Genomic DNA, 14,557 nt, shown 5'->3' on the forward strand with positions numbered 1-14,557 from the left:
GGGCCCGGGCGCGGGCGGGACACCAAGGAGGGTTCGTGGCAGGGACGCCCCGCGAGCAAGCCAAGAGCGAGCGACGTCGTCGGATTCTCGACGCCGCCGCGGAACTCTTCGCGCGCCACGGCTACCAGGCCGTGTCCCTCCAAAGCATCGGGGAGCGGGCGGGGATCTCCGGGCCCGGGGTGTACCGGCACTTCGAGAGCAAGCAGGAGATCCTGGCGGAGCTGCTCGAGGGGGTCTCCACGCGGCTGCTCTCCGGCGGCCGCGCGATCCGCGAACGGTACGGGGACACCCCGGAGGCCCTCGCGGAGCTGATCTCGTTCCACGTTGACTTCGCGCTGGCGGACTCCGCGCTGATCCGGGTGCACGAGCGGGACTTCGGATCGCTCGAGCAGCGGACCCGCCACCGCGTGCGTGACGTCCAGCGGCGCTACCTGGCCGAGTGGCGCGAGGTGCTGCGCACGCTGCAGCCGGAACGACCCCTGCAGGACCACACCACCCGGGCCTTCGCGGTGATCGGCCTGATCAACTCCACCGCGTACTCGCGGGCACGCACCGCGAGCCCGGACGAGCAGGTCAGTGCGGTGCTCAAGGAGATGGCCCGGCTGGCGCTGGACATCCCACCCTCACGAAAGGCGACCCCATGATCGACGGTTTCTACGACGAAGCGCACGAGGAGTTCCGCTCGGTGGCGCGCGAGTTCAACGAGCGGGAGGTGGCCCCGCACTACGCGCAGTGGCATGCCGAGCACATGATGGACCGTGGCATCTGGAACCAGGCCGCGGAGGCCGGTCTGCTGGGCCTCGCGGTGCCCGAGGACTTCGAGGGCATGGGCCTCACCGACTACCGCTTCCGGGCGGTGCTGGACGAGGAGTTCGTGCGCGCGGGCCACCTGGCCCTGGGACTCGCGTTCCACCTGCAGGACGACTGGGTGCTGCCCCACCTGCTCGCGTACGGCACGGACGAGCAGAAGCAGCGCTGGCTGCCCGCGATCCTCGGCGGGGAGATGGTCACGAGCGTGGCCTGGACCGAACCCGGCGCGGGCTCCGACCTGCGCGGGGTGCGCAGCAAGGCCGTGCGCGCCGGCGACGAGTACGTTCTCAACGGTCAGAAGACGTTCATCGGCAACGGCATCTCGGGCGACGCCGCCCTGGTCCTGGCCCGCACGGACGGCGGCACCTCCCCGCGCGGGAACCGGGACAGCTTCAGCCTCTTCCTGGTGGAGAAGAAGGACCACGAGGGCTACACCACGGGCAAGCAGCTGGACAAGATGGGGCTTCAGGCCTCGGACACCGCCGAGCTGTTCTTCGACGACGTCCGCGTGCCCGCCGAGAACCTCGTGGGCGAGGAGGGCAAGGGGCTGGAGCAGATCACCGCGCAGCTGCCGCAGGGCCGACTGGGCGTGGCCGTGGCCGCCATGGCCATTGCCGAGGGCGTGCTCGCGGAGACCGCGGAGTTCGTCTCCACCCGCAACGTGTTCGGCGAGCGCGTCCTGGACTTCCAGAACACCCAGTTCGAGCTCGCGGAGCTGAGCGCGCAGCTGGAGGCGTCCCAGGCGTACGTGGCGCACTGCGTGGAGCGGTTCAACCGCGGGGAGCTGGACCTGGTGGCGGCGTCGAAGGTGAAGCTGCAGGCCACCGGCACCGTGAAGGACCTGGTGGACCGCTGCCTGCAGCTGCACGGCGGCTTCGGCTACATCCTGGAGTCCTCCGTGGCCCAGGCGTACACCGCGGTGCGCCTGCTCACGATCTTCGGCGGCACGGACGAGATCCTCAAGGCCACCGTGGGTCACCACATCGCATCCGCGCACTGAGCCCGCCGCGCCCCATCACCCACCTCGAGACACCCGCCCAGGGGTGATCAGCGTTGATCCTCCCCGGCCGCCCGATCAAGGAGACACCCGATGACCGATCCCGCCCTGTCCTACGCCGCCGGGCCCACCGACCAGCCCCTGCTGGAGCAGACCATCGGCGAGAACCTGCACGAGACCGCCGAGCGCTTCCCGGACCACGAGGCGCTTGTGGACGTGGCGGCCGGCAGGCGCTGGACCTACCGCGAGTTCCTGCACGACGTGCAGTCCCTGGCCACGGGGCTGGACCGGCTGGGCGTGCGCACGGGTGACCGGGTGGGCATCTGGGGTCCGAACTCGTGGGAGTGGGTGCTCACGCAGTACGCGGCGGCGGAGATCGGCGCGATCCTGGTGAACATCAACCCGTCCTACCGCCAGCACGAGGTGGACTTCGCGCTCGCCCAGGCCGGGATCTCCACGGTGATCAGCAGCCCCGCGTTCAAGAGCAGCGACTACGCGGGGATGCTGAAGGCCGCCCAACCCAGCGCACCCGAGCTGAAGAACGTGGTCCTCATGGGCAGCCCCGAGTGGGACGCGCTGTTCGCAGAGCCCGACGACGCCCGGCTCGCCTCGATCGCCGCGGGTCTGCACGCCGACGACGCCGTGAACATCCAGTACACCTCCGGCACCACCGGGCGCCCCAAGGGGGCCACGCTCAGCCACCGGAACATCCTCAACAACGGGTACTTCATCGGGGAGCTGCTGCACTACACGGCGGAGGACCGGATCGTGGTGGTCCCGCCGCTGTACCACTGCTTCGGCATGGTGATCGGGAACCTCGCGGCCACGTCCCACGGCTGCGCGATCATCCTCTCCGGGCCGGGCTTCGACCCGCGGGGCGCGCTGCGCGCCGTCGCCCAGGAGAAGGCGACGAGCCTGTACGGGGTGCCCACCATGTTCATCGCGGAGCTGGAGCTGCCGGACTTCGGGGACCACGACCTCTCCACGCTGCGCACCGGTGTGATGGCGGGGTCCCCGTGCCCCATGGAGGTCATGCGCAAGGTCATCTCCGAGATGCACATGAGCGAGGTGGCCATCTGCTACGGCATGACCGAGACCTCCCCCGTGAGCTTCCAGACCCGCTCCGACGACTCCCTGGACCGCCGCGTGGGCACCGTGGGCCGGGTGCACCCGCACGTGGAGGTCAAGATCGTGGACCCCTCCACGGGCGAGACCGTGCCGCGCGGACAGGCCGGCGAGTTCTGCACCCGCGGCTACTCGGTGATGAAGGGCTACTGGGGCCAGGAGGAGAAGACCCGCGAGGCCATCGATCCCGAGGGCTGGCTGCACACCGGGGACATCGCCGTGATGGACCAGGACGGCTACGCGCAGATCACCGGGCGCATCAAGGACATGGTGATCCGCGGCGGCGAGAACATCTACCCGCGCGAGGTGGAGGAGTTCCTCTACACTCACCCGGACGTCATCGACGCCCAGGTGATCGGTGTGCCCAGCGAGAAGTACGGCGAAGAGCTCATGGTGTGGCTCCGGCTGCGCGACGGCGCTCCCGCCCTGACCCCGGAGGCCATCCTGGAGTTCGCGGACGGGAAGATCTCCCGCCACAAGATCCCGCGCTACGTGCACGTGGTGGAGGAGTTCCCCATGACCGTCACCGGCAAGGTCCGGAAAGTGGAGATGCGGGAGGAGGCGCTGAAGATCCTTGACCTGGAGGGGTGAGAGCACCTGTAGTTCATTTATAAGTGAAAATACGTTACTGTGTAACTGCACGAACGGTGACTACCGCGTTCCAGGAGCACGTCATGACAACCACCGCCGAACGGATCAACATCTCAGCCCAGACCGTGCGGGAGGCGCAGGCTCCGGCAGAGCACGGCGCGAGCCTGGTCCTTCGCGATGCCGTAGGCAACGACGTGGCACTCCCGGTGGAGGTTCAGAGAACCCTTCTCCACGCACTGTCCGCCATCGCGGAGCACGGTTCGGTGAACATCGCCCAGACGCCCGAGGAGTTGACGAGCACCGTGGCCGCCGATCTCCTGGGCGTCTCCCGCCCCACACTCCTGCGCTGGGCCCGGGAGGGGCGGATCGAATCGTTCAAGGTCGGATCCCATGCGCGGTTCCGGCGGGCTGATGTGCTCCAGCTGCGCCAGCAGCGCGAACTGGCACGGCGTGCCGCGTTCCAGGAGCTGCGGGAGCTGGATGCTGAGAACGAGTTCGAATTCTCCGCAGATTAGCGGCACGCGGCTTCGGACAGAACGAGGGGTGCCCGCGTCACTCACCGGAGACGCCCCTCGCACCATGCCTATTCTGAGCCCATGACGCAACGGGTCTTCGTGGATGCCAATGTCCTCTTCAGCAAGACCCTCATGGACTGGCTCTTCCTGCTTCATCTGAACAACCCGACGATGTTCCAGCTCCACAGCACGGAAGACGTCTTCGCCGAAGTCATCGCGAACATGCGCAAGAAGTACCCCACCGCCCCGGGTCGCAGGACTGCCCGCCGCGCGCAGCTGATACGCGACAACATGGACGAGGTCCTGGGAGACTTTCCTTCCGATCTCCACTTCACGGGCGCGGATCCCCACGACTACCACGTTCACGCAGGAGCAGTGCACGGCCGGGCCGACGTGGTCCTCACCTGCAACGCGCCCCAAGACATCACGATGGAACCTGACGCCGAGCCCTACGACATCGTGCACCCCGACGACTTCTTCGTGCTCGTGGCGGATTCGCACCCCGCCTGTCTGATTCCCATTGTGCGCGAGCAGGTGAGCTACTGGGGTGCCAGGGCAAACCATGTGCAGCTGGACGAGGCGCTCGCCAGTGCCGGTTGCCCCCAGTTCGCGAGGAGAGTGCGATGGACGCTCTCCCAGATCGCCCGTATGCCATGAGAGGAGTGGACATGCTGACGCTTGAGGAGATCTTCCCGCCCTTCGGGCTTCGCATCACGTGCGGGGACCTGGAGCTGCGCGTGCTGCGGGACGAGGACTTCCCGGAGCTCGTGGACCTGGTCCAGGGCGGCATCTCGGTTGTGGGTCTCCCCATGCCGTTCCTGCGCGCCTGGCACGAGGAACCCTTCGCCCCCGGGACGCCCGACGGGTTCCCCACCACCTCACTGTCCTGGTGGTGGACGCAGCGGACCACGTTCGCACCGAATCGCTGGAATCTCGCGCTGGCGATGCGGCATCACGGTGAGCTCGTGGGGGTGCAGGACCTCATGGCCGAGGACTTCCCGCTCACCCGCTCGGTCTCCTCGGGCTCGTGGCTCGGGCGGGCGCACCAGGGCCGGGGGCTCGGGACGCTCATGCGTCAGCTCGCGGTGGGTTTCGCGTTCGACGAGCTCGACGCCGTGGCCTGCCACTCCGAGTACGTGGTGGGCAACCACGCCTCTGCCGCGGTGAGCCGCAAGACCGGGTACGTGGACAACGGCCGGGCGCGCCGCGTGCAGCACACGAAGGACGGGCCCGTCGGCATGGTGGAGCAGCGCGTCGTCGTCACGCCGCAGACGTACGTGCGCCCCGAGACTCCGGTGACCTGCGAGGGCACGGAGGCCCTGCGCCGCTTCCTCGGCATCGCGCGCGGCTGACGCCAGATGGTGTCAGGTAGCGGGCGACCGGTCGCGGCACCGGGGCCCGCGCGTCAACCCAGCCAGTCCTCGAATCTCTTTCCCCCCGCACGTGCGGCCCGGCGGCCGCTCCTCAGAGGCTCTTGAACAGCTCTAGCGCGTGCGCCCGGGACTCCTTGAGGTCCACGATGGGCTCCACGCCCTCCTGCCGTCCGTTCCAGCGGTCCACGTACTCGAAGTCCGGGTCGAACTTCTTCTGCTGCGTCTCCGCGTTGAAGATCCTGAAGTAGGGGGCGGCATCGGTGCCGCAGCCGGCCACCCACTGCCAGTTGTGCGGGTTGCTGCCCGGATCCGCGTCCACGAGGGTGTCCCAGAACCACTGCTCGCCCAGCCGCCAGTCGATCAGCAGGTTCTTGGACAACAGGGACGCCGTCACCATGCGCACCCGGTTCTGCATGGTCCCGGTCTCCCACAGCTCGTGCATCCCGGCGTCCACCAGCGGGATGCCGGTGCGCCCCTTGTGCCACGCGGCGAGCACGTCCTCGTCCAGCGGCGGCCAGGGGAAGGCGTCGAACTTGGGGTTGATGTTCCTGGTCGCCATGTCCGGGTGGATGTAGAGGTTGTACGTGGAGAACTCGCGCCACCCGAGCTCCGTGAGGAACTTCCCGGGATTCTCGGCACGGTGCAACGCGGTGTGCCACACGGTGTATGGGCTGATCTCACCCCAGCGCAGGTGGGGCGAGAGCCGGGACGTGGCGGGCTTCGCGGGCAGGTCCCGGTCCTCGGCGTAGCGGGGCAGCCGTTCGTCCAGGAACTCGTCCAGCCGCTCGTGCGCGGCCCGCTCGCCCACGGTCCACGTGCGGGCCAGGCCCCCGGACCAGTCCGGGTGGGTGGGCAGCAGCCCCCAGTCCGCCAAGGCATCGGACGCGGGTGCGGGATCGGCGGGCAGCACGGACGACGGTGCCGGGTACGGCTCCCGGGGCGGCGGCCCACTGGTGCACGCCCGCCAGAACGGGGTGAACACCCGGTACGGGTCCCCGTTCTGGGTGGTGACGGTCCACGGCTCGAACATGATCGACCCGGCATACGAGTGGGCCGCCACGCCGTTGTCCCCGGCCCACTCCTTGAGCCCCGCGTCCACTGCACGTTCCGGGCCGCCGTAGCGCCGGTTCCACAGCAGCCGTTCCGCACCGGTCTCCCGCACGACGTCGGGCACCACATCCCCTGCCGGCCCCCGCCGCAGGGTGAGGGGCACCCCCAGATCGGAGAGGTCCGCGGCCAGGGAGGTCAGGGAGTGGTGCAGCCACCACTTGGCGGCCCCGCCGAGTGGGCGCACGCCCTCCGACTCCTCGTCCAGGACGTAGAGGCACACCACGGGCTCGCCATGGGAAGCGGCCTCGTGCAGGGCGGGGTGGTCCTCCACCCGGAGGTCGTCGCGGAACAGCACCACGGTGGTCATCTGGTCTCCTCGCCCGGTGTCCTGGGAAACACCACGACCCCGCCGCACAGCGGCGGGGTCGCGACTCTGTCACGGCCAATCTACACAGCCGAACGGGTGGCCACGACAGTCGGGGGCCCGGTCCGTGCGGCGTCGTCGCCCGGTGTCAGGAGACCAGCCCGTAGATGATGCCGCTCACGGCCACCAGACCGGCCACCGTGACGAACACGTTCGAGATCTTGCCGCGGTAGGGCTCCAGCGCGGGCAGCTTGCGGATGGCGTACATGGGCATCAGGTAGAGGATCACGGCGATCACCGGCCCGGCGAGGGACTCGATGAGCGAGAGGATGCTGGGGTTCGCAATGGCCACGAGCCACGTGGTGATGAAGATGAACACGGCCACCGCGGTCTTCAGGGCCTTGTCGCTGATCTTCGTGCCCCGGGGGTCCACGGTGGAGCGGACGATGCCCACGGCGCCCTCCGCGGCACCCATGTAGTGCCCGAAGAAGGAGGAGGCGATGGCGGCGAGCGCCACGGCGGGGCCCAGGTAGGTGATGAACGGGCTGCCGTGCTCGTTGGCCAGGTAGGACAGCACGGGCAGGTTCTGGTCCTTGGCGGCCTGCAGCCCGGTGGGGCCCAGTGCCAGGACGCAGGACCACACGAAGCCCATGGTGAAGATGACCAGCAGCACGGTGCTGCGCTTGAGCACCACGGAGGCACGCTCGCTCGCGCGGTCCCCGTACTCGTGCTTCATGGCGACGGAGAACTGGGAGATGGCGGGCGAGTGGTTGAACGCGAACACCAGCACCGGGATGATCATCCACACGGACATCAGGAAGTCGCCCGGGGCGTGCGCGCCCTGGAAGACGCTGAGGTCCCAGCTGGGGATCAGGTAAAGCGTCACGCCCAGCAGGATCAGGATCAACGGGTAGACCAGCCACTGCGTGATGATCAGCATGATCCGCTGGCCCGCGAGCATCACGGCCATCATGGCGGCCACGAGCAGTCCGGAGAGCAACCAGCGCGGCGGGGACGCCAGGTGGAACTGGTTGACCAGGAGGCTGTCCACGGTGTTGGTGATGCCCACGCCGTAGATCAGCACGATCGGGTAGATGGCCAGGAAGTACACCACGGTGATCACGCGGCCCAGACCCTCGCCGAAGGCCTTGCGGGCCACGCCGGTGATGTCCTCGCCGGGCACCGGGGAGGCGCACACGAAGCGGGAGAGCGCCCGGTGGGACAGGTACGTCATGGGCCCGATCAGGACGGTCACGACCAGCAGCGGCTACAGTCCACCGAGGCCCGCGTTGATGGGCAGGAAGAGCACACCCGCGCCCACCGCGGTGCCGAAGAGTGAGATGGCCCAGTTGGTCTCGAACCGGCGGTTCGCGTGGTCCGAAGCCGGGGCCGGCGCGGGAGTCGCCGTGGCCGTGGACGACCCCCCGGTGCGGGCGGTCGTGGGGTCGTGGTCGTGTTCCGCCACCGGGGTCTCCATGCTGTCGGGGAAAGGGAAGAGCAAGAGGATGCGGACACCCTGTGAGCCGGGTCATAGCTATACGCGACTCCCCCGGATTGTTCAACAAGTTTGCGTTGACCCAGTTCACGCGGCCCTCGCCGCCGCTGCCGCCGCGACTCGGCGAAGGGTGGCGGGCAATTGCGTGGCACGCCGCACGATGTGCTGTCGCATGTCCCCTGCACGCAGTGCGCCCCGTAGCATGTGTGCATGACTCCCGACCTCCGCCTGGACACGCAGCTGTGCTTCGCGCTGTACTCGGCCTCCCGCAAGGTCACCAGCGCGTACCGGGAACCCCTGTCGAAGATGGGGCTCACCTACCCCCAGTACCTTGTGCTCCTGGTGCTGTGGGAGCAGGACGAGCGCACCGTGAACCAGCTGGGGGAGGCGCTGATCCTGGACAGCGGCACTCTCTCCCCCCTGTTGCGCCGCATGGAGAACGCCGGTTTTGTGACCCGCCGACGCTCCGAGCAGGACGAGCGCTCCGTGATCGTGTCCCTCACGGACACCGGCCGCGCCCTCGAGGAGGACGCGGCCGGAATGCAGGAGAACCTGCTGGACAGTCTGGACATGAGCGTCCGGGACCGGCTGGCCCTGCACGGGCTGGCGCAGAAGCTGTGCCGCATGCTCTGACACCTCCTGCGCCGCGCCCGCGCGGCCACACCGGTCATCGGGCTCACATCACGCCGTACTCCTCCAGCAGCTCGCCGATCTCGCCGTCCTCCAGGCGACGGCGCAGCCGCTTGCGCAGCGGCTCCGGGCCCGGGATCCGGACCTTCTCACCGTCACGCAGCCGCGTCAACGCATCCAGCAGCACGCGGACGTCGTAGGTGCTGCCCCAGGTCTCGGGCACGCCGCGGTCCAGGTCCAGCAGCTCGTACACAGCCTCCATGCCGGTGCGCACCGAGTACTCGGTGGTGAAGATGCAGTCCCGGCCGGTCTCCGCGAACTGGCCCAGGAACGCGAAGTTCTTGGCGCCCTCGGGAACCACCTGCGGGCGGTCGCCGGCGTGACGGGGCATGAAGAAGCTGGTCACGTACGGCATCATCACGGGCACCGTCTTGGCGCCGGTGGCCGCGAGCTCCGGGATCTCCTCCACGGGCACACCCATGTGGTACAGCCACTCCTGGGTGATCTCCTCGCCGGTGCACTCGGACATGGACTTCTTCACGAAGTCGCCCGGGGTGTCCACGAACAGCGAGTAGACCCACACCACGATCTGGTCCTTGGGCTGCTTCTTGAAGTGCGGCTGCCGGTTGACCGTCCAGCTGAGCAGCCACGAGGAGTCCTCGGCGGTGACGATGCCGCCGGTGACCACGCGGCCGCTGAACGGGTCCCGCTGCGCGATCTTGCGGATGTACTCCGGGATCCGCTCGTCCAGGGTGGTGACGGTGGCGGACTCCCACTTGGTCTCGTCGATCGAGGAGCAGAACACCTCGGGACGCCCGAACGAGGGGTCCTTGGCGGCAATGCGCTTCCACAGGTCCCACGCGGAGGCGGGTCCGCGGTCCAGCTTCGCGGGGGTGGCGTGGTCGCCGTCGTTCGAGTTGTCCACCAGGGAGCCGATGGTGGTGAACACGAGGTCGTGCTCACCGAGCTCCTGGGTCTCCTCGGCGCCCTCGCGCGTCCAGTGGATCGCGGTGGCACGGATCTCGCCGTTGCGGTGGGAGAAGTCGATGTCGCGGACGTCCGTGTCGTACTGGAACGTCACACCCTTCTCCGTCAGGTACTTGATCAGGGGCAGCACGAAGGACTCGTACTGGTTGTACTTGGAGAACTTCAGCGCGGAGAAGTCCGGCAGACCGCCGATGTGGTGCACGAAGCGGTGCAGGTAGAGCTTGAACTCCAGCGCTGAGTGCCACTCCTCGAACGCGAACATGGTGCGCCAGTACATCCAGAACGGGGAGGCCAGGAACTCCTTGCTCATCACGTCCTGGATGCGCTTGCCCTCCATCTCCTCACGGGTGGCCAGAAAGACGTGCAGCAGGTCCTTCTGGGCGCGCTGCGGGAGGTCGAACTTCCCCTCGTGCCCGGCGTCCTGCCCGCGCTTCACCGTGGCGCGGCGCAGGGAGTAGTTGGGGTCGTCCCGGTTGAGCCACGCGAACTCGTCCAGCACGGACGCGCCCTCGATCTCCAGGGAGGGAACGGAGCGCATCATGTCCCACAGGCACTCCATGTGGTTCTCCAGCTCGCGTCCGCCGCGGATCACGAAGCCCTTCTCGGGGACGTCCAGGCCGTCCAGGGCCCCGCCGGGCAGGTGGCCCTTCTCCACCACCGTGACGTTCTCGCCGGGAACACCGCCGTCACGGACCAGGAACACGGCGGCGGCGAGCCCCGCGAGCCCGGACCCCACGATCCAGGCGCGGGTGTCTTGCGCGTGCTCTGCCGGCCGTGCTTTCACGAAGGCCTCGTAGTTTCCTGCTGTGTGCTGCATGACGTTCCTCCTTCGTCTCCTGGGACGCCCGTCCGGCGTCCCGTGGGAATATTCTTGAGTGTACTCAATATTGAGTGTCATACAATAATTTTCGTGCACACCTCAGCCCAGCCTTCGTCGCAGTCCCCCGAAAACATTCGGGGGACGACGCCGCCCGCGCCCCGCCGCGCGGCTGGCGCAACGCCCCCGACCACCGGCCGCCGGGCCCGTGCCAAAGCGGAGAAGCGGGCCAGGATCCTGCGCTCGGCGCGCTCGCTCATCAGCGAGAAGGGCTACGCGCAGATGTCCATGAGTGAGGTGGCCGCCCGCGCGGACGTGGCCGCCGGAACGGTGTTCCAGTACGCCGCCACCAAGGCGGAGCTGCTCATGATGGTCACGGAGAGCCTGTGGGCGGAGCACATCACCACCGTGGTGGCCACTCCGCTGGCCCCGGGCAGGCAGTCCCCCGCCGCGGTCGTGGAGCGGATCGTGGAGTTGCTCTCCCCGTTCTTCGAGATGTCCCTGCACTGGCCGGAGACCACGGCATGGATCGCGCGGGAGATCCTGTTCGGGGAGGAGCTGCCCCACCGAGCAGAGGTGCTCGCCCTGGTGGAGAAGCTGGAGGAGCACATCGCCCGGGTGCTGGGCGGGTGCCTGGACGAGGTGTCCCCCCGGCACGTCGCACACCTGGAGGTGGGGGCACGCATGATCGTCACCAGTTCGCTCGCGGAGCTCAACCGCGCGCGGCAGGGGCGCACGGAGGAGCGCACCCTCACGGACCGCATCCGGGGCGCCGCCACCCTCGTGGCCGCGGGCGTGAGCCACTGAACGGGCGGCCCCATGCTGCGGCGGTGCGCTGCCCCTGGAGGCGCAGCGCCCGCTCCCGCGCACGACGCCACCGCTCCCAGCCCCCCGTGGTCGCCCGGTGGCTTGCGCCCGAGAGGGCGAGGCAGCGCGAGGGGCCGGGCGTGCGGCGTCGTCTCCCGGGCATGAAAGAGCCCCGGCTCGCTGACGGGCCGGGGCTCTCTCCGGGGCTGATCAGGTGCGGGGCAGGGTGATCAGCGCAGTGTGGTCGTCCAGGTCGGGGCGGTGGCGGCCGCCGCCCTTGACGAACAGCGCGTAGCCCACGCCCAGCAGCACGAGCCATACAACGCCCACCACGAGCGCCACGCGGGTGTCCGGGAACCAGCCGAGCAGCACCACCACGAACAGGATGCCGGCGGTCGCGGCCCAGGAGGCCACGGGCCAGAACGGCACCTTGAACGCGGACTCGGGGCGGTTCTTGCGCTCGATCTCGCGGCGCATGGCGATGTGCGAGAGCAGGATCATGAGCCACACCCACACGGTGGCGAACGTGGCGATGGAGGCGATCACCAGGAACACGTCATCGGGGATCAGCGCATTGAGGACCACGCCGATGCCCAGCGCCACAGCCATGACCACCACGGTGAGCCAGGGGACGCCGGCCTTCGAGACCTTGGTGAACGCGTGGGGTGCCTGGCCCTGCTCCGCGAGGCCGAAGAGCATGCGCCCGGCACCGAAGGTGTCGGCGTTGATCGCCGAGATCGCGGCCACGATCACCACGATGTTCAGGATGGTGGGCGCGGCCGGGATGCCCAGCGCGGAGAAGATCTGCACGAACGGGCTGGCGTCCCCGGTGATGGTGTTCCACGGGACCAGGGACATGATGACCACCATGGTGCCCACGTAGAACAGCAGGATGCGCGCGGGCACGGCGTTGACGGCCTTGGGGATGGAGCGGGCGGGATCCCCCGCCTCACCGGCGGTGATGCCGATGGTCTCGATGCCGCCGAACGCGAAGACCACCACGGACAGTGCGGCCAGCAGACCTCCCACGCCGTTGGGCATGAAGCCTCCGTGGTCCACCAGGTTCTGCGGACCCACGGTCTCGCCCGGGGCGAAAGAGACGCCGATGACCATGAGCACGATGCCGCCCACGATCATCGCGATGATGGCTCCCACCTTGATGATGGTCAGCCAGAACTCCAGCTCCCCGAAGATCTTCACGTTGCGGGTGTTGATCGCGGCGATGAAGAGGATCACCGCGGCCACCCAGATCCAGCGGGGGGTGTCCGGGAACCAGAAGCCCATGTACACGCCGAACGCGGTGACGTCCGCGATGGCCACCACGATCATCTCGAACACGAACGTCCAGCCCGTGACGAAGCCCGCGAAGGGGCCCAGGTAGCGCGCGGCGTACTGGCCGAACGAGCCGGGGACGGGGTGGCGCACGGCCATCTCTCCCAGGGCCCGCATGACCATGTAGACCACCGCGCCGGCAATCAGGTACGCCAGGATCACGGACGGGCCGGCCGCCTGGATGGCGGTGGCGGAGCCGTAGAACAGGCCGGTGCCGATCGCCGAGCCCAGCGCGATGAACTGGATGTGGCGCATGCTCAGCCCGCGGGACAGGGTGTGGTTCTCCTGCGGGGACCCCTGTGGAGCGGGTTGCTGCGGGGTGGAACTGCTCATCGGTGATCTCCCGTGGTGTTCCCGGCGAGGCCGGTCGGTGGGGTCGGTGCGGGGCCGGCGGCTGCCGTGGTGGTCGCCGCCCCGGGGGATGATGTCGCCGCGTCACCCCCGCCGCGCGGGGAGGGCGACGACGCGGTGGCGCCTCCCGCGTGCGGGGACGTGCCCGCGGCGGCCGGGGGCGGCGTCGTCGTGCTCAGGGCGTCGTGGGCCAGGGTGGTGATGAGGCGGGCGGCGGCGCGGGCGGTGCGGCCGTCCACGTCCATCCGCGGCAGCAGCTCCACTACGTCCACCAGGACCAGTTTGCCGCTGCGGGCCACGCGGTGGCACACGGCCTGGATGGTCTCCAGAGGAACACCGTATCCGGCCGGGGCGCTCACGCCGGGCGCCACGGCGGCGGGCAGGACGTCCAGGTCGATGCTCAGGTGGATGGCGTCCACACGCTCCACGAGGCGGTCCACGACCTCCAGGACGGCGTCGAGGTGGCGGGGCTGGCACTGCTCGTCCGTGAGGAACTCGACGCCCAGCTCGTCCGCGGTGCGGAACAGGACGCCCGTGTTGTTGGGCTCGCTGATGCCCAGCACGGTGTAGTCGAACGTGCGGCCCGCCTCCTGGTCCGCGCGGGCCATCTGCAGGAACGGAGTGCCGGAGGAGGGCTCGTCCGCCTGGCGCAGGTCGAAGTGGGCGTCCAGGTTCAGTACGCCCACGCGCTGGCCCTGCAACAGGTTGCAGCGGGTGCGGCCCAGGTAGCTGCCCCATGCGGTGTCGTGCCCGCCGCCCAGGACGACCACTGGGTTGCCGGTGTCCAGGAGGCGTGCGACCTGGTGCCCCAGGGTGTCCTGACCGTCCTCCAGGTCGCGGTCCGGGACCACCACGGTGCCGGCGTCGTGGATGCCGAACTCGGCATGCATTGACAGCGGGGCGAGGGCACCGCGCAGGGCGTCCGGGCCCTCGGAGGCACCCACGCGGCCCTTGTTGCGGCGCACGCCCTCGTCGCAGGAGAAGCCGATGAGTTCGACGGCGGGGCCCTCGGTGGCGCTGCCCTGGTCGCCTGATTCTGGGCGCACCTTCTGGTGCCAGCGCAGGTGCTCGGGGGTGCCCCCGTCCGTTCGTCCGCTCCAGACGAAGTCGTCCGGTGGAATGATCCGGGTGGGATTCATGGAACGCCCTTTCCTGCGGTGCCTGCCCCCAGCGTGGCACGGTGCCGGGCGCCCGCGAGTGTGATCTGAATTACGCTGCCCCCAGCCAATCCCACCACGGGGCACGGCGACGAGGGCGCACACCAGATATCGTCTGGTATTCCAGACACGCAGATCGTACGACACACCGGACCG

Annotated in this window: 12 protein-coding genes and 1 pseudogene; 8 read left to right on the forward strand and 5 right to left on the reverse strand. The window is 69.0% G+C overall.

Features of this window, described 5'->3' with window-relative positions:
• The first annotated feature begins 35 nt into the window (after window positions 1-35).
• The 6 genes from D8M39_RS00260 to D8M39_RS00285 all read left to right on the forward strand — a co-directional run bounded on the left by D8M39_RS00260 (window position 36) and on the right by D8M39_RS00285 (window position 5,390).
• A complete protein-coding gene (locus D8M39_RS00260; protein WP_126874136.1) occupies window positions 36-644 on the forward strand; it encodes a TetR/AcrR family transcriptional regulator in 609 nt (202 codons plus the stop codon).
• Entirely contained in the window at window positions 641-1,810 is a 1,170-nt protein-coding gene (locus D8M39_RS00265; protein ID WP_126874137.1) for an acyl-CoA dehydrogenase family protein, read from the forward strand. Before D8M39_RS00260 ends, D8M39_RS00265 begins: the two co-directional genes overlap by 4 nt.
• Window positions 1,811-1,900: 90 nt before the next feature.
• Complete coding sequence (locus D8M39_RS00270; RefSeq protein ID WP_126874138.1) at window positions 1,901-3,523, forward strand: AMP-binding protein; 1,623 nt, start codon at window positions 1,901-1,903, stop codon at window positions 3,521-3,523.
• Window positions 3,524-3,606: 83 nt separating this feature from the next.
• Window positions 3,607-4,038: a helix-turn-helix domain-containing protein gene (locus D8M39_RS00275; protein ID WP_126874139.1), complete on the forward strand. Its 432-nt coding sequence runs from the start codon at window positions 3,607-3,609 to the stop codon at window positions 4,036-4,038.
• 81 nt (window positions 4,039-4,119) lie between these two features.
• A complete protein-coding gene (locus D8M39_RS00280) occupies window positions 4,120-4,695 on the forward strand; it encodes a PIN domain-containing protein (RefSeq protein WP_126874140.1) in 576 nt (191 codons plus the stop codon).
• Between the two features lie 11 nt (window positions 4,696-4,706).
• Complete coding sequence (locus D8M39_RS00285; protein WP_126874141.1) at window positions 4,707-5,390, forward strand: GNAT family N-acetyltransferase; 684 nt, start codon at window positions 4,707-4,709, stop codon at window positions 5,388-5,390.
• Between the two features lie 112 nt (window positions 5,391-5,502).
• Here D8M39_RS00285 and D8M39_RS00290 read toward each other — a convergent pair whose 3' ends face one another.
• Window positions 5,503-6,828 carry a deoxyribodipyrimidine photo-lyase gene (locus tag D8M39_RS00290; RefSeq protein ID WP_126874142.1) on the reverse strand — a complete coding sequence of 442 codons (1,326 nt, stop codon included), beginning with the start codon at window positions 6,826-6,828 and terminating at the stop codon, window positions 5,503-5,505.
• 145 nt (window positions 6,829-6,973) lie between these two features.
• Window positions 6,974-8,302, reverse strand: a pseudogene (locus tag D8M39_RS00295) (amino acid permease).
• A 228-nt stretch (window positions 8,303-8,530) separates the two neighbouring features.
• Between D8M39_RS00295 and D8M39_RS00300 the strand changes: the two are divergent.
• Window positions 8,531-8,953 (forward strand): MarR family winged helix-turn-helix transcriptional regulator, encoded by a 423-nt coding sequence (locus tag D8M39_RS00300; protein ID WP_126874143.1) that lies wholly within the window; start codon window positions 8,531-8,533, stop codon window positions 8,951-8,953.
• Between the two features lie 43 nt (window positions 8,954-8,996).
• Here the strand turns inward: D8M39_RS00300 and D8M39_RS00305 are convergent, their stop codons facing one another.
• Window positions 8,997-10,754, reverse strand: coding sequence for an oleate hydratase (locus tag D8M39_RS00305; RefSeq protein ID WP_055082454.1), 1,758 nt, complete (start codon window positions 10,752-10,754; stop codon window positions 8,997-8,999).
• A 93-nt stretch (window positions 10,755-10,847) separates the two neighbouring features.
• Here D8M39_RS00305 and D8M39_RS00310 point away from each other — a divergent pair, with 93 nt between their 5' ends.
• The gene (locus D8M39_RS00310) at window positions 10,848-11,561 is read left to right on the forward strand and encodes a TetR/AcrR family transcriptional regulator (RefSeq protein WP_232300186.1); all 714 of its coding nucleotides are present in this window, start codon (window positions 10,848-10,850) and stop codon (window positions 11,559-11,561) included.
• A 210-nt stretch (window positions 11,562-11,771) separates the two neighbouring features.
• On the opposite strand, the gene D8M39_RS00315 is transcribed toward D8M39_RS00310, so the two are convergent.
• On the reverse strand, window positions 11,772-13,226 hold the full coding sequence (locus tag D8M39_RS00315) for an amino acid permease (protein ID WP_126874144.1): 1,455 nt from the start codon (window positions 13,224-13,226) through the stop codon (window positions 11,772-11,774).
• Window positions 13,223-14,383 (reverse strand): formimidoylglutamase, encoded by a 1,161-nt coding sequence (gene hutG / locus D8M39_RS00320; RefSeq protein ID WP_126874145.1) that lies wholly within the window; start codon window positions 14,381-14,383, stop codon window positions 13,223-13,225. Before hutG ends, D8M39_RS00315 begins: the two co-directional genes overlap by 4 nt.
• Window positions 14,384-14,557 lie beyond the last annotated feature (174 nt).

Source organism: Kocuria sp. HSID17590, assembly GCF_003989485.1.
In the GTDB taxonomy this organism is placed as follows: Bacteria; Actinomycetota; Actinomycetes; order Actinomycetales; family Micrococcaceae; genus Kocuria; species Kocuria salsicia.

Bases quoted from the DNA above. Each gene is read 5' to 3' on its own strand.
- D8M39_RS00265 (WP_126874137.1), top strand. From the start codon at position 641: ATGATCGACGGTTTCTACGACGAAGCGCACGAGGAGTTCCGCTCGGTG.
- D8M39_RS00270 (WP_126874138.1), top strand. From the start codon at position 1,901: ATGACCGATCCCGCCCTGTCCTACGCCGCCGGGCCCACCGACCAGCCC.
- D8M39_RS00275 (WP_126874139.1), top strand. From the start codon at position 3,607: ATGACAACCACCGCCGAACGGATCAACATCTCAGCCCAGACCGTGCGG.
- D8M39_RS00280 (WP_126874140.1), top strand. From the start codon at position 4,120: ATGACGCAACGGGTCTTCGTGGATGCCAATGTCCTCTTCAGCAAGACC.
- D8M39_RS00285 (WP_126874141.1), top strand. From the start codon at position 4,707: ATGCTGACGCTTGAGGAGATCTTCCCGCCCTTCGGGCTTCGCATCACG.
- D8M39_RS00290 (WP_126874142.1), bottom strand. From the start codon at position 6,828: ATGACCACCGTGGTGCTGTTCCGCGACGACCTCCGGGTGGAGGACCAC.
- D8M39_RS00300 (WP_126874143.1), top strand. From the start codon at position 8,531: ATGACTCCCGACCTCCGCCTGGACACGCAGCTGTGCTTCGCGCTGTAC.
- D8M39_RS00305 (WP_055082454.1), bottom strand. From the start codon at position 10,754: ATGCAGCACACAGCAGGAAACTACGAGGCCTTCGTGAAAGCACGGCCG.
- D8M39_RS00315 (WP_126874144.1), bottom strand. From the start codon at position 13,226: ATGAGCAGTTCCACCCCGCAGCAACCCGCTCCACAGGGGTCCCCGCAG.
- hutG (WP_126874145.1), bottom strand. From the start codon at position 14,383: ATGAATCCCACCCGGATCATTCCACCGGACGACTTCGTCTGGAGCGGA.